The organism is Marinobacterium marinum, assembly GCF_013868415.1.
Classification (GTDB): Bacteria; Pseudomonadota; Gammaproteobacteria; order Pseudomonadales; family Balneatricaceae; genus Marinobacterium; species Marinobacterium marinum.
The window spans coordinates 57,715-72,920 of record NZ_JACEMT010000055.1; the positions used below are offsets into that span (position 1 = coordinate 57,715).

Below are 15,206 nucleotides of genomic sequence, written 5' to 3' on the forward strand. Positions count from 1 at the left end.
CTGGCACGGGCCATGTTAACCGTAACGGCCGGTGATGTAGTCTTCAGTCTGTTTCTTTTCGGGTTTGGTAAACAGCGCATCGGTGGCACCAAACTCGATCAGATCGCCCATGTACATGAAGGCGGTGTAGTCGGAGACTCGGGCCGCCTGCTGCATGTTGTGGGTGACGATGACGATGGTGAAGTCATCCTTGAGCTCGTGGATCAGCTCTTCGATCTTCAGGGTGGAGATCGGGTCCAGTGCAGAGGCCGGCTCGTCCAGCAGCAGCACTTCAGGTTTCACCGCTACGGTGCGGGCGATAACCAGACGTTGCTGCTGACCACCGGACATGCCCAGCGCGCTTTCGTGCAGACGGTCCTTGACCTCATCCCAGAGTGCGGCGGAGCGCAGTGCCCACTCGACGGTTTCGTCGATGACCCGCTTTTTGTTGATCCCCTGAATGCGCAGGCCATAGGCCACGTTTTCATAGATCGACTTGGGGAAGGGGTTGGGTTTCTGGAATACCATGCCGACGCGGCGACGCAAGTCGGCCACGTTGACGGTACGATCATAGATATTGTCACCGTCCAGCAGCAGCTGGCCGGTGATGTTGCAGCTGTCGACCAGGTCATTCATGCGGTTGAAGCAGCGCAGCAGGGTGGACTTGCCACAGCCGGACGGGCCGATGAACGCGGTGACGCGGTTCTTCGGGATGTCCATGTTGATGCCGTGCAGGGCTTCTTTCTCGCCGTAGCTCAGGCGCAGGTCCTTGACCTGCAGCGTGATCTGCTCATCCGCCAGGTTGAGGTTGCTCTCGCCGCGCTGCATGGAGGCAATATCGATGGCGTGGGTTTTTACTTCGCTAGTCATATCGGTAAACCTTCAAATTTGTCAGTCGTAAGCGGGCGATTACATCTCAAGCGCTTTGTATTTTTCACGCAGGTGGTTACGGATCGCGATGGCCGAGAAGTTCAGCAGGGCGATCACCACCACCAGCAGGAATGCGGTGGCATATACCAGCGGACGTGCCGCTTCCACGTTCGGGCTCTGGAAACCGACATCATAGATGTGGAAGCCCAGGTGCATGAACTTCTGGTCCAGATGCAGGAACGGGTAGTTGCCGTCCAGTGGCAGGCTCGGGGCCAGCTTGACGACACCCACCAGCATCAGCGGTGCCACTTCACCGGCAGCACGAGCGATGGCCAGGATTACGCCGGTCATCATCGCAGGACTGGCCATGGGCAGCACTACCTTCATCAGCGTTTCGAACTTGGTTGCACCCAGCGCCAGGGAACCTTCACGCACCGAGCGCGGGATACGGGCCAGGCCTTCTTCCGTGGCCACGATCACCACCGGCACGGTCAGCAGCGCCAGGGTTATGGAGGCCCACATCAGGCCGCCGGTACCGAAGGTCGGTGCCGGTTTGGCTTCCGGGAAGAACAGATCGTCGATGCTGCCGCCCAGGAAGTAAACGAAGAAACCGAGGCCGAACACGCCATATACAATGGACGGTACACCGGCCAGGTTGTTCACCGCAATGCGGATCAGGCGGGTAATGAAGCCCTGAGTAGCGTATTCACGCAGGTAGACCGCCGCGATGACGCCGAAAGGCGTAACCAGCACGGACATCAGTATCACCATCATGACGGTGCCGAAAATGGCCGGGAAAATACCGCCTTCGGTGTTGGCTTCACGCGGCTCGTCAGAGAGGAATTCCCACAGCTTGACGCCGTAGTGTGCCATTTTTTCGCCGGTACCCATTTTATTGGGCAGGAAGGCGCGGACCACTTTGGCAATATCGATCTCGACTTCACGCCCATCGGCGATTTCGGCAGTGAAGCTGTCGCGGTTGATCTTGGTGTACAGGTCGATCAGGTCCTGCTGCAGGACTTCATAGTCGGCGTTCAGCTCGGCGCGACGGGCTTCGATTTCGGCATAGGCCTCGGCATCGGTGGACTGTTCCAGCTCCAGCGAGCGTTCTTCCAGACGCAGGCGCTCCAACTCGTAGTTGATGCTGCCGATTTCGTGTTTTTCAATCGTCAGAATCTGGTCGCGGATTTCCAGCACGCGGTCGATACGACGCTGGAATTCGTCCCATACAGCCAGGTATTCGGGTGATTTGGCGTGCCCGTCGTGACGGGCAACCGTTTCGCCGCTCTCACGGACTTCACGCAGATAACCGTAGAAGTTGCCCCACTCAAGGCGCTCGGCGACCATGATCATTTCCGGCAGCGTCTTGTCGCTGATGCCCTGATCCATGGCCCAGACGAAGTCGGCACTGCTGAAATCACGGTTACCGACCTTCAGCAGGTCGCGGCGCATCTCTTCCACGCCGTCCGGCACCTGAATGCCGGCACCACGCAGCTGTTCGGCCGGTACCATTTCCTGTTGTACCAGCTCACCCATGATGCGGCGGCTCTGGTCACCCTGAGTATAGGTGGCCTGCATGACATCCGCGGGCCAGAAGTGGGCTAGGCCGCGCATGGCGATCAGGCCGAGCAGGCCGACCACCATGATGACACAGATGGCTACGGCACCGGCATTGAGCCAGACCCAGGGAGAGCCGGACTTGGTCCATTCGCTTACTGAATAACGCATCTATCTAATCCTCACTCTCACCGATCACAGGGAACCGTATTTCTTGCGCAGATGCTGGCGGATCGCTTCGGCCAGAGTGTTTACCACAAAGGTAAACAGGAACAGCACGAAAGCGGCCAGGAACAGGGTCCGGTAGTGTGTGCTACCCACCTCGGATTCCGGCATTTCCACGGCGATGTTGGCGGCCAGAGTACGCATGCCCTCGAAGATGTTGATATCCATGATCGGGGTGTTGCCGGTGGCCATGAGGACGATCATGGTCTCGCCGACGGCGCGGCCCATGCCGATCATCAGAGCCGAGAAGATACCCGGACTGGCGGTGGGCAGTACCACACGCGTCAGGGTCTGCCAGGCAGTGGCGCCCAGCGCCAGGGAGCCGTAACTCAGGTGCTTGGGTACCGCGAAGATGGCGTCCTCGGTGATCGAGAAAATAGTCGGGATGACCGCGAAGCCCATGGCGATGCCTACAACCATGGCGTTACGCTGGTCGTAAGGGATTCCCACTTCGTTGCTCAGCCAGGTCGGCATATGACCGCCGAAGAGGGCGTGTTCGACCGGGCCCGCCAGTGCCAGACCAATCCAGGTCGCGATGATGACCACCGGGATCAGCAAGGCTGCATCCCAGCCGTCCGGCAGCAGGAAGCGGATCTTGTTGGGCATGTTATTCCAGGTGAAGCCGAACAGCACAATGGCGATCGGAATCACCAGCAGGCAGACGAAGATACCTGCCAGGTTGGCTTCCATGAACGGGGCCAGCCAGAGACCGGCGAGGAAACCCAGAATGACGGTTGGCAGCGCTTCCATCAGTTCGATAAAGGGCTTCACCTTGCGGCGCATGGCCGGGACCATGAAGTAGGCGGTGTAGATAGCGCCACAGATCGCCAGCGGTGTGGCCAGCAGCATGGCATAGAACGCGGCTTTCAGGGTACCGAATGCCAGCGGCATCAGACTGTACTTGGGTTCGAAATCGTTATTGGATGCGGATGACTGCCAGGTGTATTCCGGCTCGGCATAGCCCTCGTACCAGACCTTTTCCCAGTAGGCGCTCCAGGAAATTTCCGGATGCTCATTGTCAACATGCCAGAAGCTCAGGCGGTCGCCGTGCTGAACCAGCAGTGCATCGGCGCGGGGTGCCAGCGCGATGGCATCGGCGGCACTTTCGAACAAGGGCTCGCTCAGTGCGTTACGGTTGGCGGTGCTGCTGTACAGGTTCAGGGTACCGTCGGCGTCCAGGGTAATGATGCCCTTGCGGCGCTGTTCTGTCGTCAGGTTGCTGACCGGGCTGTCGCCATGCTCAAAGCTGCGAATATGGGTCAGCTGGAACTGGTTGGTTTCGTCACGGACGAAGAACCACTGCGACAGCTGGCCCTTGGCGTCGCCGATAATCAGTGAACTGCCGCCGAGCAGCAGCTCAAAACTGGTGATCTCCGCTTTGGAGACCTCGACGAGCTGGGTGACTTCCGGGTCGTTGCCCAGTGCCATGACGGCTACCTTGCCCTGAGGCAGGCTGGCCATCAACCAGCGCTGGTCGGGAGACATCAGCAGCTTGGTCGGCTTGACGCCGATGGTGGGGAGCGTGCGGCTGCTTTGCTCGATCTCGACCTCACCGGTCAGGAAGTTTTCGTTCATGGACAGGGTGAGTTCGGTCAGCTGGCCCTGGCTCAGAGCAATCAGGCTCCAGGCGTCGCTGTCCTGGTTCAGGGTCAGGTGCTCGATGGGGCCGTTGGCCAGCGGCAGGGCCGCTTCGCCCAGCGGGTAAACCAGCTCGGGGTTCAGTACCCGTTTACCGTTGGGGTAGGTGGCCTTGTAATTGTGCTTGATGACCTTAACGCTGCCATCGCTCAAACCCAGCGCGAATGTCTGGCTGGCTTCGGACAGGAGTGCAAAACTGCTGATGTCGACGCCTGCCGGTAGCGGCAGCTGTTCTTCCTTCAGGATTCGACCGCTGGTGCTGTCAAAAAACACCATATTGCCGCTGTCGGTGGCACGGAAGCCGATTTCAGCCTGTTCTTCGACGGCCAGGTACAGTGTGCGCCCCTGACCGGGAACCGCATAACTGACCTCCTGCTGGCCGCCCCAGGGCTCGATGCTGGCCGAGCGAAACAGCGGCGCAACCTCATACAGCAGGTAGAAAAAGATCATGACGACAGCGAGGATAACGCTGATACCGCCAATGGCAATGCCACTGGCGGCCAGCTTGTCCTTCAACATGCGGGCCTGTCGCAGGCGGCGCTGAGCGGGAGTGTTAAAGTCCAGCTCCGGCACGGTGTTGGTTTGCTCAATACTCATGGTCGAGGGTCCTGAGAAGTGTCGAACTTGGTATGGCGCGTACAATAAGTCAAATGTATGACTGTTTTGTTACATCTGTAACAAAACAAAAAGGGGAGTCCGAAGACTCCCCTTTTGCAGGATCGGAACCGAAGTATTTACAGTTCCAGATCCTTCATCTGTTTCTCAACTACGCTGGCCGGCAGCGGGATGTAACCGTCTTTGACGACCACTTCCTGACCAACCTTGGACAGAACCAGTTTCAGGAACTCACGCTCCAGCGGCTGCAGGCTCTGGCCCGGCTTCTTGTTCACGTAAACGTACAGTGAACGTGCCAGCGGGTACTTGCCGGCAACGGCGTTTTCCGGAGTCGGCTCAACATAGTCGGTGCCGGACTTGGACAGCGGCAGAGCGCGTACGGAAGCGGTCTTGTAACCGATACCGGAGTAGCCCAGTGCGTTAACAGAGGTCGAAACGGACTGAACGACGGATGCAGAACCCGGCTGTTCGTTTACGCTGTTTTTGAAGTCGCCTTTACACAGGGCCACTTTCTTGAAGTAGCCGTAGGTGCCGGAAACGGAGTTACGACCGAACAGCTGGATGCTCTGGTCCGCCAGAGAGCCGCTCACGCCCAGGTCGCTCCACTGATCCGCGTCGGCCTCAGCGCCACATTTGCGGGTAGAGGAGAAGACAGCGTCAACCTGATCGATGCTCATGCCTTTGATCGGGTTGTCTTTGTGTGCAAATACCGCCAGAGCGTCGATGGCAACGGCAACCGGAGTCGGCTTGTAACCGAATTTCTTCTCGAACGCTTCGATTTCCTTGTCCTTCATCTTGCGGCTCATCGGGCCGATGTTGGACGTACCTTCGGTCAGAGAAGGGGGCGCAGTAGAAGAACCGGCTGCCTGGATCTGAATGTTGACGTTCGGGTAGCTGCGCTTGAACTCTTCCGCCCACAGGGTCATCAGGTTGGCCAGGGTGTCGGAGCCGACGCTGGACAGGTTACCGGAAACACCAGAAGCTTTCTGGTATACCGGCAGGTTCGGGTCGAGAAGGTCGCTCGCCTGAGCAGTGAAGCAGGTGGCGGTCATGGCTACAGCCGCGAACAGCTTTTTCATCGGTTTCATTATCGGCTCCTGGTAAAGGAAACGGGTTATTTAATTGACTTGTGCGAACTATAGGGCGGGTTTGTGACGGTAATGTGACAGGTGCCGAGGTTCTTTTGCTTTGCCTGCTGCCAGAGGGAAGGGCTGTCCTTTAGGAGTAACCTGAGTAATATATGCGCTGCAGCATAAACGGGGGGCCTGGCCTCTTTTCACTCGGTAGGATCGTGATAATGACAACAAATGAAGATCAACTGCTGACGCCTGAGGGTTGCTTGAGCCTGCAATTGCCGGCGGGACCGGGCGCGGTGAACATGTTTGGTGATGTGTATGGTGGCTGGGTCGCTTCTCAGCTGGTCATGGCCAGTGAAATCCGTGCCGGGCAGGAAGCACAGGGGCGTGTTGCAACGGTGTCGGTGGGGCGCATGGGGTTCATGTCGCCGGTAATGCAGGGCACGGTGCTCAGCTTTTATACCCGTATTCTGGAGCGGGGACACAGTTCGCTGCGGATCCAGGTGGAAGTCTGGGGACGTTGTCCCGATGGGCAGGAGCTGCGCAAGGTGACCAGTGCCGAATGTGTGCAGGTTGCCATCGACCAGAAGGGCCATATTCGCGTCCTGCCGTCGCGGGACTGAACCGGCCGGGTGAGCCCCGGCCGGTCGTCGACACGGGTTACAGCAGCACCCAGGCACCGCCCGCAATGATTGCGGTCATCATGATGTTGAGCACGATCCCGGCCCGCATCATTTCGCGCTGAGGCAAATAGCCCGACCCATACACGATTGCGTTGGGAGGCGTAGCCACCGGCAGCATGAAGGCGCAGGATGCGGCGATGGCGATCACGACGGCCATGATGTCCTGAGGCAGTCCCATGCTGGCGGCAATGCCGACGAAAATGGGCACTAGCAGTGCGCTGCTGGCGGTGTTGCTGGCGATTTCGGTCAGCATGACGACGAAGGCCGCGACGACCAGCAGAAACAGGGGAGCGGATGCGCCCGCCATGAGATCGCTGATACCCTGAGCCAGGAACAGGCTGGCGCCGGTGGTTTTCAGCATGGCCGACAGTGTCAGGCCTCCCCCGAACAGCAGCAGCACGCCCCAGTCGGCCGATTTTTCGATCTGTTTCCAGTTGACCAGTTGCAGCATGCACAGCAGCAGGATTGCGTTCAGGGCGATGATGGAATCCAGGCCCTTACTGATACCGATCAGCCCGGACAGCGGCTTGCTGAACAGCCACATGGTTACGGTCAGACCGAACACGCCCAGTGTCATCCACTGCTGGCGGTTAAGCGCTTCGTGGCGATGCACGTCGCGGAAGCGGTGGCTCATTTCCGGACGGCACAGGAAATAGAGAGCGACAATCATCAGTGGCAGTGACAGGACCACGGTCGGGATGCCGAATTTCAGCCAGTCGGTAAAACTCAGACCTACTTCGGCCGCGGCAATGGCGTTGGGAGGCGAGCCGACCAAAGTGCCGATACCGCCGATATTGGCCGAATAGGCCACGCCCAACAGGACAAACCAGTAGGTCCGCTGGTTCTCCTCGTAGGGCAGCTGGCGCAGCAGCCCCAGGGCCAGAGGCAGCATCATGGCTGCGGTTGCCGTATTGGAAATCCACATCGACAGTCCGGCCGAGGTCAGGAACAGCAGGACGGATGCGGCACCCAGATGGCCTCGGGCAAGGCGAATGACGTGTCCGGCAATGTATTTGTCCAGTCCCTGAGCATTCAGGGCTGCGGCCAGACCAAAGCCGCCCAAAAACAGGAAAATAATGGGGTTGGCGAAGTTCTTCAACGCATCGGCGACCGAGAACACACCTGCAACCACCGTCAGCACGGGAACCAGCAGGGCGGTGACGGTAATATGGAAAGTTTCGGTCATCCAGAGGATGGCCACGATAGCCAGAATGGCGAGACCGGTACGCAATTCGGCCTCGAGTGGTGCCAGAAACCAGATGCCGGCCGCACTGAGTACCGCCAGCAGAAACGTAATCCACTTGCCGGACATGTGTATCTCCCAGTTCGATTGAAAAAGAGGGCGAATTCTACACAGTTGTCTTCGGAGGAGCTACTTGACGCCATAGCGCCAGATCAACACCAGTGTAGATTGGCCTAGCCAAAAAACCAGTAGCCGCAGACGATGGCGGCAACAATACCGGCCAGATCGGCGCCCAGGCCGCACCAGAGCGCGTGTCGGCTATGCCGAATGCCGACGGCTCCGAAATAGACTGCCAGCACATAGAAGGTGGTTTCGGTGGAGGCCTGCATGATTGAAGCCACCTGAGCCGCAAAGGAGTCCACGCCGTGCGTATTCATGGTTTCCAGCATCATGGCGCGAGCACCTGAACCGGACAGGGGTTTCATGATGGCGGTGGGCAGGGCGTCGGCAAAACGGGTATCCAGCCCGAACAGGGCGACCCCTTCGCGCAGCAGCCAGATAAAGCCTTCCAGTGCGCCGCTTTCGCGCAGGACTCCGATGGCCACCAGCATTGCCAGCAGATAGGGAATGATCATGATCGCGGTTTCGAAGCCCTGCTTGGCCCCTTCGATAAAGGTGTCGTAGACGTTGACCTGCTTGCGGTGGGCCAGCAGCAGGAACAGGATAATGGCGCTGAACAGTGTCAGGTTGCCGACCAGCGCCGACTGGCGCTGGAGTTCATCAACGCTCAGGGTGGCGAAGTAGCCGATAAAGGCCAGCAGCAGACTGATGCCTCCTCCGAACCAGAGCAGCAGGGTGCGTTGCAGCAGGCTGATCCTTTGTACCCAGCAGGTGAGTAGCAATCCCGCCAGGGTCGAGCAACTGGTGGCGATCAGGATCGGAATGAAAACGGCGGTGGGGTCGGTGGCACCCTGCTGGGCGCGGTAGAGAAAGACCGTAATCGGAAACAGGGTGACCGAAGAGGTGTTGAGTACCAGAAACAGTATCTGGGCATTGCTGGCCGTGTGTTTGTCCGGGTTCAATGTCTGCAGGTCCTGCATCGCTTTCAGTCCCAGCGGAGTAGCAGCGTTGTCGAGTCCGAGCAGGTTGGCCGACAGGTTCATGGTCATGGAGCCGATGGCCGGATGGCGTGGCGGTACTTCCGGCATCAGGCGGGTGAATACGGGGCCCAGCAGACGCGCCAGGGTATCGACCAGACCCGAGGCTGCAGCCAGTTTCATCATCCCCAGCCAGAAGGCGAGGGTGCCAATCAGGCCGATTGCCAGCTCCACGGTCAGCTTCGACATGCTGAAGGTGCTTTCCACCATGCGCTGGAAGACACCGGAGTCGCCCATCCCCAGCCATTGCCAGAGCGCCGCGACAAAGGCGATCAGAAAGAAGCCGAGCCAGATCCGGTGCAGCATGGGTACGTCCTGTGGAGTGCGTGCTTCGATTCTAGCGAGCGAAGTATCGTCTGACCACAGGGATGGAGCAGGTGGTGCTACTTGTATGCGACACGCTGTTCGTCATCCCTGACCGCTTGACTGCCGCCATCCCTGGCGGCAGACAGTCGCAGACAAGCACCCCCACCCGCCCTGTCATGTTGGTGCCAGCTTCAGCCCTTCAACCGCCAGCAGGTCACTTCCGACAGGGTGTGCTGGAACTTGCGCCGGGTTTCGCGGATCACGAAGGGCACCTCCTCGGGGCCGCGGATCAGTTCGAAGTGCTGATCCAGCACCTCGTGCAGGCCGTCCAGGGTGGTGACATTCTCGCCGTCGCGCTTGAAGCCGCCGAGCCATTCCTCTTTCGGGGTGTGTTCTTCCAGCCAGGTGTAGGGCGAGGCCAGAATCAGTACCCCGCCGGAGTTGAGTCGGGTGTGAACCTGCGACAGGAACTTGCGCGGGTCGTAGAGGCGGTCGATCAGGTTGGCGGCCAGAACCAGATCGTAACCGGTCAGGCGGGGCTTGAGGTTGCAGGCATCGCCCTGACTGAAATGAACCTTCTTCGCTACGTCGGCCAGCCCCAGTGAAGCCAGGTCGCGTGCCTGGTAGCTGAGCAGTTCACCTTCGTCCTGCAATGTATAGCGCAGGCAGCCCTGCTGCTGTAGCTGAACACCCAGATTGATCAGGCGGGCGGAAAAGTCGATGCCGTCCACGGCATTAAAGTGACGTGCCAGTTCGAAGCTGGCGCGGCCGCTGGCGCAGCCCAGGTCCAGAGCTCTGCCGTTACGCTTTCCGGCCAGGTCGATGGCCAGCCGGGCCAGAGCCTGCGGGAAATTGGCGACGCCAAAATGCTCGTCACCATAGTGGAATTCGGCGTACTGGGCGGCCAGTTCATCGCTTTCGTAACGGGAGCCGGGCAGGACCCTGGGCGGCTTGCCTGCAACGTAACGAAAGCCTGCATGCTGGAAAAAGTGACGGCGGAAGGCGTAGCGGGCGCTGCGCAGGCTTTCATTGCCGCAGCTGATCCAGCTGCCGCCCTTGATCAGATTGTGACGATCATCGAAGGTCGGGGTGGTGAAATCGTCATAGCAGGGGTGGACTGCGAAGCCCTCGAATGGATAGATCGGTGTTTGTGTCCACTGCCAGACATTGCCGCTAAGGTCATAGAAGTCACCCTGGGCAAAGCGGTATACCGGGCAGGGAGACGCAAAGTGGTCCAGGTGCAGGTTGGCATTCATGGCAGCGCCCGGAGCCGGGGGGCCGATTTGTGCCAGATCGTAAAGGCGGTACCACTCGTCTTCACTGGGCAGGCGGATAGGGGTGCCGCTCTGCTCGGCTTGCCAGCGGCAGAAGGCTTCGGCCTCATGGTAGTTGACCTCGACCGGCCAGTCCCAGGGCATGCCTACCTGTTCGCACATCAGGCGCAGCAGCCAAACATTGTCCGTACGCACCCAGAAGCTCGGGTGTTCGGCGGCAGCAAAGGTGCGCCAGTTCCAGCCCTCTTCACTCCACCATCGGGCATCGGTGTAGCCCCCGGCGTTGACGAAGGCCAGGAACTCCTGGTTGGAGGTCAGCAACTGCGCGGCCTGAAAGGCCTCCAGTACCACTTCACGCTGGCCGTATTCGTTGTCCCAGCCATAGACAGCATCGTCCCGTGCTTTGCCCAGAGTGACACGGCCGGCAGGGATGTCGATCAGTTGATTGGCTGGCGCCGGGCCGGAATCGCGACAGCAGGGCCAGGCGGGATGTGGCTGGACGTACTTGAGGTCATGCTGGCGGATCAGCACTGACGAGGTTTCCAGATGAATGCGTTCGTGCTCGATGCCCATCAGGATTGTCCACCAGGGGTGTTTCCAGTCGATGGGCGAGGTCAGCGGTGCTGTGCGAATGATACGATCGAGCACCTGGCGCACCTGGTCGCGATAGGCCCTTACGTCAGCGGGTGTCGGCCAGTCGTAGTGGTCGTCATTGAGGTCATCCCAGCTCATTTCGTCGACGCCGACGGCAAAAATCGACTCGAAATGAGGATTGAGGCGTTCTTTCAACAGTCCGGTCAGCAGCAGTTTGTTGATAAAAAAGCTGGCGGTGTGGCCGTAGTAGAAAATCAACGGGTGGCGCAGGGTGATCGGTTTGACGGTGTAGGCTTCGTCACAGGTGAGTACTTCGAACAGTTGCTCATAGCGGTCGAAGGTGGTGTGGAAGTAATTGAGTATCTTATGCCGCAGGGCGTCGGTATCCGGGTTGTCCAGCCGCGGGGTACGGGGTAGGTGTGCCATGTGCAGTCCTGATCCGGTTGTGAGCTGAGGTCAGTTCAGTATAGACAGCTGCAGGCGGCACAAGGCTCGTTTCGACTACCGGGCATGGGGTTGATGCTGTCGGCAGGGGCATTGGGATCAGGCCGCAGGCCATGTCCATGAAAACGGGTGGCCTGCGGCTGAGAGCCCTCGAACGGGGCTCTCGATGGATGTGGCTTAGTCCAGCAGAGACAGGTCGCGTACGGCGCCCTTGTCGGCGGAGGTGGCCAGTTTGGCGTAGGCTTTCAGCGCGGCTGAAACCTTGCGCGGACGTTCCTGCACCGGTTTCCAGCCCAGCTTGTCCTGCTCGGCACGACGTGAGGACAGTTCTTCGTCAGGGACCAGTACCGCAATGGTACGATTGGGGATGTCGATGCGGATCAGGTCGCCGTTGCGCACCAGGCCGATGGCACCACCGGCAGCCGCTTCCGGTGAAGCATGTCCGATGGACAGCCCGGAGGTGCCACCGGAGAAGCGACCGTCTGTCAGCAGGGCGCAGTCTTTGCCCAGTCCCTTCGACTTGAGGTAGGAAGTCGGGTAAAGCATCTCCTGCATGCCAGGGCCGCCTTTGGGGCCCTCGTAGCGGATAATGACCACTTCACCGGCCTTGACCTCGTCGTTGAGGATTTTGGTAACGGCTTCGTCCTGAGACTCCATCACATGGGCGGGGCCTTCGAACACCAGGATTGATTCGTCGACACCGGCACTCTTGACCACGCAGCCGTCCAGCGCGATGTTGCCGTGCAGTACGGCCAGGCCGCCTTCCAGTGAGAAAGCATGGTCGATGGAACGGATGCAGCCGTGCTCACGGTCGCCGTCCAGAGTCGGCCAGCGCGTTGCCTGGCTGAAGGCGGTCTGGGTCGGGATACCGGCCGGTCCGGCCTTGTAGAACTCGATCACGTCCGGTGTCGGGTTGCGCATGATATCCCACTGATCCAGCGCATCCTTCATGGTGGCGGCGTGTACGGTAGGGATGTCGGTGTGCAGCTTGCCGGCGCGGTCCAGCTCGCCGAGGATGCCCATGATGCCACCGGCACGGTGCACGTCTTCGATATGGTATTTCTGCGTGTTTGGCGCCACCTTGCACAGCTGAGGCACAACACGTGACAAGCGGTCGATGTCCTTCATGGTGAAGTCGATCTCGGCCTCTTGCGCGATCGCCAGCAGGTGCAGGATGGTGTTGGTGGAACCGCCCATGGCGATATCCAGCGTCATGGCGTTTTCAAATGCCTTGAAGCCGACGGCACGCGGCAGAAGCTGGGCTTCATCGCCGTCGTAGTAGCGTTTGGCCAGTTCGACGATGGTATGTCCGGCGCGCTTGAACAGCTGTTCGCGGTCGGCGTGGGTGGCCAGCATGGTACCGTTGCCTGGCAGGGACAGGCCCAGAGCTTCGGTCAGGCAGTTCATCGAGTTGGCTGTGAACATGCCGGAACAGGAGCCGCAGGTGGGGCAGGCGGAGCGTTCGACTTCAGCCACTTCCTCGTCGGACGCGTTGGGGTCGGCAGCCAGAACCATGGCATCAACCAGGTCCAGCTTGTGTTCGGACAATTTTGTCTTGCCCGCTTCCATTGGCCCCCCGGACACGAAGATCACCGGGATGTTCAGGCGCATGGCGGCCATCAGCATCCCCGGAGTGATCTTGTCACAGTTGGAGATACATACCAGTGCATCGGCACAGTGGGCATTGACCATGTACTCGACGGAGTCGGCGATGATGTCACGGCTTGGCAGGGAGTAGAGCATGCCGTCGTGCCCCATGGCGATGCCGTCATCCACCGCGATGGTGTTGAATTCCTTGGCGACGCCGCCTGCGGCTTCGATCTCGCGCGCGACCAGCTGTCCCATGTCCTTCAGGTGCACATGGCCGGGCACGAACTGGGTGAAGGAGTTGGCAACCGCGATGATCGGCTTGTGGAAGTCGTCGTCCTTCATGCCGGTGGCGCGCCAGAGGGCGCGGGCACCTGCCATGTTGCGGCCGGCGGTAGAGGTCTTGGAACGATACTCAGGCATGGGGCTCCCCTCGGAATCCGGTGTCAAATAAGCCCGAGTATATCAGATAAACGCCGGACGCCGATGGCCGAGACGGGCGCGGATTTTCGTCTACACTGAGCACAAGATCCCCGGATAAGAGGAGCTTCCCATGCGTGTTGGCGTGCCTAGAGAGATTAAGAATCATGAATATCGGGTGGGCATGACCCCGATGGGTGTACGCGAGCTGGTGGAACAGGGGCACCAGGTGCAGGTTGAACTGGGAGCAGGCGTGGCCGCGGGCTTCAGTGACCAGGCTTATGAGCAGGCCGGAGCGGTGCTGGTGGATGACCCTCGCTCGGTGTTTACCTGGTCGGACCTGATCGTCAAGGTGAAGGAGCCGCAGCCGGACGAGTGTGGGTGGCTCAGTGCCGATCAGGTGCTGTTTGCCTATCTGCACCTGGCGGCGGAACGGCACTTGACGGATGCGCTGCTGGCGTGTGGCTGTACCGCCATTGCATATGAAACTGTACAGGATTTGCAGGGGGGACTGCCCCTGCTGGCGCCCATGAGCGAGGTGGCCGGGCGCATGGCGGTGCAGGCTGGTGCCCACTGTCTGGAAAAGGCACAGGGCGGACGCGGGGTATTACTGGGTGGCGTGCCGGGAGTCAGTCCGGGGCGGGTGTTGATTATCGGAGGCGGTGTGGTAGGTGAAAATGCCGCCTGCATTGCGCTGGGAATGGGTGCGCGGGTAGTGTTGCTGGACAAGTCGATTCCCCGCCTCAAACAGTTGGATGAGCGCTTCAACGGCGCGCTGACCACGCTCTACTCCACGCGCGAGAATATCGAGCAGCAGCTGGAACAGGCGGATCTGGTAATTGGGGCCGTGCTGTTGCCGGGGGCGGCGGCGCCAAAACTGGTGACGCGTGAAATGTTGGACACCATGCGCGCCGGGGCGGTTCTGGTGGATGTGGCGATTGATCAGGGCGGCTGTTTCGAGAGCAGCCATCCGACCACGCATGACGATCCTGTCTTCGAGCTGGACGGTATCGTGCATTATTGTGTCGCCAATATGCCGGGCGCGGTAGCACGCACTTCAACACTGGCATTGACCAATGCCACCCTGCCCTATGTCGAACAGCTGGCACAGCTGGGCTGGCGGCGCGCACTGCAGGAAATTCCGGGCTTTATCAGCGGCCTGAATATCCATTCGGGACGGGTGACCTGTGCCGGGGTGGCGGAAGCCTTTGCACTGCCGATGCACGCCCCCGAGGCCGAACTGGGGCGCTGAATACGTGACCACCGATGCTCTATGGGGCTTTCGATTGTGAGGCAAAAGTCGATGAGGTTATTATGGAAAAAAATATCGGTATTCTGGATCAACTGGTGCGGGTACTGATTGGCTTGGTGCTGATCGTGCTGATTTTCTTTGGACCGAAAACCTGGTGGGGGCTGCTCGGGGTGCCGATCATTGCGATTGCCATTTCCGGTACCTGCCCGGTCTATAGCCTGCTGGGCATTCGTACCTGCCGCCGCAGCTGAAATTCATGTAATGTTCAGACCCCCGGACCTAGCATCGGGCCTCAGTGTAGCCTTGATCATATCAGCGTTAAAATAGTCACAACAGGGAGGTGGCC

The 15,206-nt window shown here is 59.7% G+C and carries 11 protein-coding genes; 3 read left to right on the top strand and 8 right to left on the bottom strand.

The window, feature by feature from the left end; translation table 11 throughout:
* Positions 1-15: 15 nt before the first annotated feature.
* From pstB to H1S06_RS14770, 4 genes are all read right to left on the bottom strand, one after another.
* Positions 16-849 carry a phosphate ABC transporter ATP-binding protein PstB gene (gene pstB / locus H1S06_RS14755; RefSeq protein WP_181741562.1) on the bottom strand — a complete coding sequence of 278 codons (834 nt, stop codon included), beginning with the start codon at positions 847-849 and terminating at the stop codon, positions 16-18.
* A 39-nt stretch (positions 850-888) separates the two neighbouring features.
* On the bottom strand, positions 889-2,577 hold the full coding sequence (gene pstA / locus H1S06_RS14760) for a phosphate ABC transporter permease PstA (RefSeq protein WP_181741564.1): 1,689 nt from the start codon (positions 2,575-2,577) through the stop codon (positions 889-891).
* A gap of 24 nt (positions 2,578-2,601) precedes the next feature.
* Positions 2,602-4,866: an ABC transporter permease subunit gene (locus H1S06_RS14765; RefSeq protein WP_181741566.1), complete on the bottom strand. Its 2,265-nt coding sequence runs from the start codon at positions 4,864-4,866 to the stop codon at positions 2,602-2,604.
* A gap of 137 nt (positions 4,867-5,003) precedes the next feature.
* Positions 5,004-5,972 carry a PstS family phosphate ABC transporter substrate-binding protein gene (locus tag H1S06_RS14770; protein ID WP_181741568.1) on the bottom strand — a complete coding sequence of 323 codons (969 nt, stop codon included), beginning with the start codon at positions 5,970-5,972 and terminating at the stop codon, positions 5,004-5,006.
* A 209-nt stretch (positions 5,973-6,181) separates the two neighbouring features.
* Between H1S06_RS14770 and H1S06_RS14775 the strand changes: the two genes are divergently transcribed.
* Positions 6,182-6,583, top strand: a complete 402-nt coding sequence (locus H1S06_RS14775; protein ID WP_181741570.1) for an acyl-CoA thioesterase — start codon at positions 6,182-6,184, stop codon at positions 6,581-6,583.
* Between the two features lie 37 nt (positions 6,584-6,620).
* Here H1S06_RS14775 and H1S06_RS14780 read toward each other — a convergent pair whose 3' ends face one another.
* The 4 genes from H1S06_RS14780 to ilvD form a co-directional block, all read right to left on the bottom strand.
* On the bottom strand, positions 6,621-7,955 hold the full coding sequence (locus H1S06_RS14780) for an SLC13 family permease (protein WP_181741572.1): 1,335 nt from the start codon (positions 7,953-7,955) through the stop codon (positions 6,621-6,623).
* Positions 7,956-8,059: 104 nt separating this feature from the next.
* Positions 8,060-9,289 carry a nucleoside recognition domain-containing protein gene (locus H1S06_RS14785; RefSeq protein WP_181741576.1) on the bottom strand — a complete coding sequence of 410 codons (1,230 nt, stop codon included), beginning with the start codon at positions 9,287-9,289 and terminating at the stop codon, positions 8,060-8,062.
* A gap of 191 nt (positions 9,290-9,480) precedes the next feature.
* Positions 9,481-11,583, bottom strand: a complete 2,103-nt coding sequence (ovoA, locus tag H1S06_RS14790; protein WP_181741578.1) for a 5-histidylcysteine sulfoxide synthase — start codon at positions 11,581-11,583, stop codon at positions 9,481-9,483.
* 195 nt (positions 11,584-11,778) lie between these two features.
* Positions 11,779-13,611: a dihydroxy-acid dehydratase gene (gene ilvD, locus H1S06_RS14795; RefSeq protein ID WP_181741580.1), complete on the bottom strand. Its 1,833-nt coding sequence runs from the start codon at positions 13,609-13,611 to the stop codon at positions 11,779-11,781.
* A gap of 130 nt (positions 13,612-13,741) precedes the next feature.
* Here ilvD and ald point away from each other — a divergent pair, with 130 nt between their 5' ends.
* Both ald and H1S06_RS14805 read left to right on the top strand, forming a co-directional pair.
* A complete protein-coding gene (ald, locus tag H1S06_RS14800; protein WP_181741582.1) occupies positions 13,742-14,860 on the top strand; it encodes an alanine dehydrogenase in 1,119 nt (372 codons plus the stop codon).
* A gap of 62 nt (positions 14,861-14,922) precedes the next feature.
* On the top strand, positions 14,923-15,111 hold the full coding sequence (locus tag H1S06_RS14805) for a YgaP family membrane protein (RefSeq protein WP_181741584.1): 189 nt from the start codon (positions 14,923-14,925) through the stop codon (positions 15,109-15,111).
* The last annotated feature ends 95 nt before the right edge of the window (positions 15,112-15,206 follow it).

Bases quoted from the DNA above. Each gene is read 5' to 3' on its own strand.
- pstB (WP_181741562.1), bottom strand. From the start codon at position 849: ATGACTAGCGAAGTAAAAACCCACGCCATCGATATTGCCTCCATGCAG.
- pstA (WP_181741564.1), bottom strand. From the start codon at position 2,577: ATGCGTTATTCAGTAAGCGAATGGACCAAGTCCGGCTCTCCCTGGGTC.
- H1S06_RS14765 (WP_181741566.1), bottom strand. From the start codon at position 4,866: ATGAGTATTGAGCAAACCAACACCGTGCCGGAGCTGGACTTTAACACT.
- H1S06_RS14770 (WP_181741568.1), bottom strand. From the start codon at position 5,972: ATGAAACCGATGAAAAAGCTGTTCGCGGCTGTAGCCATGACCGCCACC.
- H1S06_RS14775 (WP_181741570.1), top strand. From the start codon at position 6,182: ATGACAACAAATGAAGATCAACTGCTGACGCCTGAGGGTTGCTTGAGC.
- H1S06_RS14780 (WP_181741572.1), bottom strand. From the start codon at position 7,955: ATGTCCGGCAAGTGGATTACGTTTCTGCTGGCGGTACTCAGTGCGGCC.
- H1S06_RS14785 (WP_181741576.1), bottom strand. From the start codon at position 9,289: ATGCTGCACCGGATCTGGCTCGGCTTCTTTCTGATCGCCTTTGTCGCG.
- ovoA (WP_181741578.1), bottom strand. From the start codon at position 11,583: ATGGCACACCTACCCCGTACCCCGCGGCTGGACAACCCGGATACCGAC.
- ilvD (WP_181741580.1), bottom strand. From the start codon at position 13,611: ATGCCTGAGTATCGTTCCAAGACCTCTACCGCCGGCCGCAACATGGCA.
- ald (WP_181741582.1), top strand. From the start codon at position 13,742: ATGCGTGTTGGCGTGCCTAGAGAGATTAAGAATCATGAATATCGGGTG.
- H1S06_RS14805 (WP_181741584.1), top strand. From the start codon at position 14,923: ATGGAAAAAAATATCGGTATTCTGGATCAACTGGTGCGGGTACTGATT.